The organism is Promicromonospora kroppenstedtii DSM 19349 (assembly GCF_000515355.1).
Taxonomy (GTDB): domain Bacteria; phylum Actinomycetota; class Actinomycetes; order Actinomycetales; family Cellulomonadaceae; genus Promicromonospora; species Promicromonospora kroppenstedtii.
On the sequence record NZ_KI911744.1, the window covers coordinates 186,851 to 191,335 of the forward strand.

Below are 4,485 nucleotides of genomic sequence, written 5' to 3' on the forward strand. Positions count from 1 at the left end.
ACCAGGCGGCGTCGGGTGCCTCGTCCGCGCCGCCGGCGATCTCCAGCGAGCCGCCGCCGATGTCGAACACGGCCAGCCGCCCGGCCGACCAGCCGAACCACCGGCGCACGGCGAGGAACGTGAGCCGGGCCTCGTCGGCGCCGCTGAGCACCTCCAGCCGCACCCCGGTGCGCTCGTGCACGGCGCGCAGCACGGCCTCGGCGTTCACCGACTCGCGGACGGCCGACGTCGCGAACGCCAGCGTCTCGGCGCAGCCCCGCTCCTCCGCGACGCGCACGGCCTGGGCGGTGAACTCCACCAGGGCGTCCACGCCCGCCTGCCCGACGGCGCCGGCGTCGTCCAGGTGCTCGGCGAGGCGCAGCGGCTCCTTGTACGAGGAGGCGGGCAACGGCGCCGCGCCGCCGTGGGCGTCGACCACCAGGAGGTGCCCCGTGTTGGAACCGATGTCGAGGACGCCCAGACGCATGGACCGAACGCTACCCCTGCGCGCACCACCGGTCGGCGAGCGTCTCGGCGCCGCGGGCCAGGAGCGCGACGTCCGCCCCGGTCAGCACGAACGACGCTCCCGCGTCCAGGTACGCCTGGGCCACGGCGGGGTCGAAGGCGTTGACGCCCACGGGCTTGCCCGCGGCGCACACCGCCTCGAACGTCCGGCGCACGGCGGCGGTGACGGCCGGGTGGGTCTGCTGCCCGAGCACGCCCATCGACGCGGCGAGGTCGGAGGGGCCGACGAAGACGCCGTCCACCCCGTCGACGCCGGCGATCAGCGCCGCGTTCTCGACGCCCGCGACGGACTCCACCTGCACGAACAGCGAGACGTGCCGGTCGGCGTCGGCCAGGTAGTTCTCGACGCGGTTCCAGCGCGCGCCGCGGGACAGCGCGCTGCCGACGCCGCGCACCCCGCGCGGCGGGTAACGCACGGCCCGCACCACGTCGTGCGCCTGCTCGGCCGTGTCGACCATGGGCACCAGCACGTTCTGCACGCCCAGGTCGAGGAGCTGCTTGAGCACCACGGCGTCGCCCGACGGCGCCCGCACCACCGGCGTGACCGGGTACGGCGCGACCGCCTGCAGCAGCGCCGTGATCGTCTCCAGGCCGACGGGCGAGTGCTCGCCGTCGATCAGGAGCCAGTCCAGGCCGGACCCGGCGCAGATCTCCGCCACCAGCGGGCTGCCGGTGCAGACCCACATGCCGGCCTGGGGCCGGTCGGCGGCCTCGAGGCGGTCGCGGAACGTGGGCGGGAGGCTCAGACGAATCGGCACGTGACGGTCCCCAGCTCTCGGTAGTCGGCCAGCACGGTGTCCCCCGGCTCCACCCACATGGGCCGCGTGAAGGAGCCGGCCAGGACGATCTCCCCGGCCTCCAGCACGTCGCCGTGCCGGGCCAGCTTGTTCGCGAGCCAGGCCACGCCGGCCGCGGGGTGGTTCAGCACGGCGGCGGCGACGCCCGTCTCCTCGATGGTCTCGTTGCGGTAGAGCAGCGCCGCGGCCCAGCGCAGGTCGGTCTCCCCCACACGCACGGGGTTGCCGCCGTGGACCATGCCGCCCATGGCGGCGTTGTCGCCGATGGTGTCGACGATGGTGCGGCCCGTCATCTCGACGCGCGAGGACAGGATCTCGAGCGCGGGCACCACGTACTCGGTGGCGCGCAGCACGTCGAACACCGTGGCGTGCGGCCCCGCAACCCGCTCCCCCAGCACGAAGGCGAGCTCCACCTCGACCCGCACGTTCGAGAACCGGGCGTGCTCGATGACCGACCCGTTCTCGTGCACCATGTCGGCGAAGATCGCGCCGTAGTCGGGCTCGGTGATGCCCGTGGCGGCCTGCATGACCTTCGAGGTGAGCCCGATCTTGCGGCCCACCGGGCGGCGTCCGGCCTCGATGCCCCGCCGGCGCCAGGTGTTCTGCACCGCGTAGGAGTCCTCGACGGTCATGCCCGGGTACCGCGCCGTGAGCAGCGGCACGGTGGTGCGCTCCGCCTCGGCGCGGGCCAGCTCGTCGGCGATCGCGGTGATCGTCGCGTCGTCCAGCGTGCGGCCCTCGGCCTCGTACGCCCCCGTCACAGCTGGTGCCCCAGCTTGTACTCGCCCTGCTTCCAGGAGGGCAGCACGTCGTCGTCCGCCTGCGCGCGGGAGGCGTCCTCCGGGCGGGTGTAGGAGAACCCGTCCGCGCCGATGGTCACGGCCATCTCCGAGGTGTCGGTGCGGGCCACGACGGGCTGCGGCACGCCGTCCAGGTCGAGCACGGGCGAGGCCTCGGTGTACCAGGACGGCACCACGGGGTTGCCCCACCAGTCGCGGCGCTGGTTGTCGTGCACGTCCCAGGTGACCACGGGGTTGTCGGGGTCGCCCGTCCAGTAGTCCTGCGTGTAGATCTCCACGCGGTGCCCGTCCGGGTCACGCAGGTACAGGTAGAACGCGTTGGAGACGCCGTGCCGGCCCGGGCCGCGCTCGATGCGGTCCGAGAGGCGCAGTGCGCCGAGCTTGTCGCAGATCGCGATGATGTTGTGCTTCTCGTGCGTGGCGAAGGCGACGTGGTGCATGCGCGGGCCGTCACCGCCCGTCATCGCCGTGTCGTGCACGGTGGGCTTGCGGCGCAGCCACGCGGCGTAGGTGGTGCCCTCGGAGTCCTGGATGTCCTCGGTGACGCGGAAGCCGAGGTCCTCCATGAACCGCACGGCGCGCGGCACGTCGGGCGTGACCTGGTTGAAGTGGTCCAGGCGCACCAGCGCGCCGGGGGTGTGCAGGTCGTAGCGCCAGGCGAGCCGCTCGACGTGCTCGACGTCGTAGAAGAACTCGTACGGGAACCCGAGCGGGTCCACGACGCGCACCGAGTCGCCGATCCCCCGGGTGAAGCCCTCGGGGGCGCGCCGCACCTCGCAGCCGAGCTCGGTGTAGAACGCGACGGCGCGGTCCAGCTCCTGCGGGCTGCGCACCCGGTAGGAGAAGGCGGCGACGGCGGCCACCGGCCCCTGCCGCAGCACGAGGTTGTGGTGGATGAACTCCTCGATGCTGCGCAGGTAGACGGCCTCGGTGTCCTCCTCGGTGACCACCAGGCCGAGCACGTCGACGTAGAAGTTCCGCGACGCGGCCAGGTCGGTGACCACCAGCTCCATGTACGCGCAGCGCAGGATGTCCGGCGGCGGCGCCGTGGGGGTCGGAATCGATGCGGGCGGGGTCTGTCCGGGCATGGCGTCAGGCTCCCTTGCCGAACGTCGGGTGGTGGGCCGCGCCGAGGGTGACGTGCACGGCCTGCTGGTGGGTGTAGAAGTCGATCGAGCGGTAGCCGCCCTCGTGGCCCAGCCCGGAGGCCTTGACCCCGCCGAACGGCGTGCGCAGGTCGCGCACGTTGTTGGAGTTGAGCCAGACCATGCCCGCCTCGATCGCCTGGCTGAACGTGTGCGCGCGCCGCAGGTCGTTGGTCCACACGTAGGCGGCCAGCCCGTACCGGACGCCGTTGGCCAGCGCGAGCGCCTCCTGGTCGGTGTCGAACGGCGTGATCGCCACGACCGGTCCGAAGATCTCCTCCTGGAAGATCCGGGCCGACGGCGGCACGTCCGCGAAGACGGTCGGCGCCACGTAGTTGCCGGCCGGGAAGCCCTCGGGCCGCCCGCCGCCCGCCACGAGCCGCCCCTCGCCCTTGCCGATCTCGATGTACGACATCACCTTGGCGTGGTGCTCGGGGTGCACCAGCGCGCCCACCTCGGTGGCGGGATCGTGCGGGAGACCCACGACGACGCGCCGCGCCTGGGCGGCGTAGCGCTCGACGAACTCGTCGTAGACGGCGCGCTCCACGAGGATGCGGCTGCCGGCGGTGCAGCGCTCGCCGTTGAGCGAGAAGACGCCGAAGATCGTCGCGTCGATCGCGGCGTCCAGGTCGGCGTCGGCGAAGACGACGGCGGGCGACTTGCCACCCAGCTCCATCGACAGGCCCTTGAGGTGCGGCGCGGCGTTGGCGAAGATGGTCTCGCCGGTGCGGCTCTCCCCCGTGAACGAGATCAGGGGCACGTCGGGGTGCTTCACCAGGGCGTCGCCCGCCTCCTCGCCCAGGCCGTTGACCAGGTTGAACACGCCCTGCGGCAGCCCGGCCTCCGCGAAGATGCCGGCCCACAGCGACGCCGACAGCGGCGTGAACTCGGCCGGCTTGAGCACCACGGTGTTGCCGGTGGCCAGCGCGGGCCCGAGCTTCCAGGACTCCAGCATGAACGGCGTGTTCCATGGCGTGATGAGGCCGGCCACGCCGATCGGCTTGCGGTTGACGTAGTTGAGCTGGCGGCCGGGCACCTTGAACGCGTCGTCGGTCTGGGCCACGACCAGGTCGGCGAAGAACCGGAAGTTCTCGGCGGCCCGCCGCGCCTGGCCCAGCGCCTGCGTGATCGGCAGGCCGGAGTCGAAGCTCTCCAGCTCCGCCAGCCGCGCGTCGCGGGACTCGACGATGTCCGCCACCCGGTGCAGGATCCGCGAGCGCTCGCGGGGCAGCATCCGCG

Annotated in this window: 5 protein-coding genes; all 5 read right to left on the minus strand. The window is 72.9% G+C overall.

Annotation, left to right across the window (positions count from 1 at the left end; all coding sequences use genetic code 11):
• Window positions 1-466 (minus strand): Ppx/GppA phosphatase family protein (locus PROKR_RS25135; RefSeq protein WP_483823678.1); only part of this gene is annotated, 466 nt, incomplete at its 3' end.
• Between the two features lie 10 nt (window positions 467-476).
• Window positions 477-1,262 (minus strand): HpcH/HpaI aldolase family protein, encoded by a 786-nt coding sequence (locus PROKR_RS25140; protein ID WP_036969050.1) that lies wholly within the window; start codon window positions 1,260-1,262, stop codon window positions 477-479.
• Window positions 1,247-2,062 (minus strand): fumarylacetoacetate hydrolase family protein, encoded by an 816-nt coding sequence (locus PROKR_RS25145; protein ID WP_245605962.1) that lies wholly within the window; start codon window positions 2,060-2,062, stop codon window positions 1,247-1,249. The genes PROKR_RS25140 and PROKR_RS25145 overlap by 16 nt, the downstream gene beginning before the upstream one ends.
• A complete protein-coding gene (gene hpaD / locus PROKR_RS25150; RefSeq protein WP_051433338.1) occupies window positions 2,059-3,189 on the minus strand; it encodes a 3,4-dihydroxyphenylacetate 2,3-dioxygenase in 1,131 nt (376 codons plus the stop codon). Before hpaD ends, PROKR_RS25145 begins: the two co-directional genes overlap by 4 nt.
• A gap of 4 nt (window positions 3,190-3,193) precedes the next feature.
• The coding region (locus PROKR_RS25155; RefSeq protein ID WP_036969054.1) for an aldehyde dehydrogenase at window positions 3,194-4,485 on the minus strand (1,292 nt) is incomplete at its 5' end.

Bases quoted from the DNA above. Each gene is read 5' to 3' on its own strand.
- hpaD (WP_051433338.1), bottom strand. From the start codon at position 3,189: ATGCCCGGACAGACCCCGCCCGCATCGATTCCGACCCCCACGGCGCCG.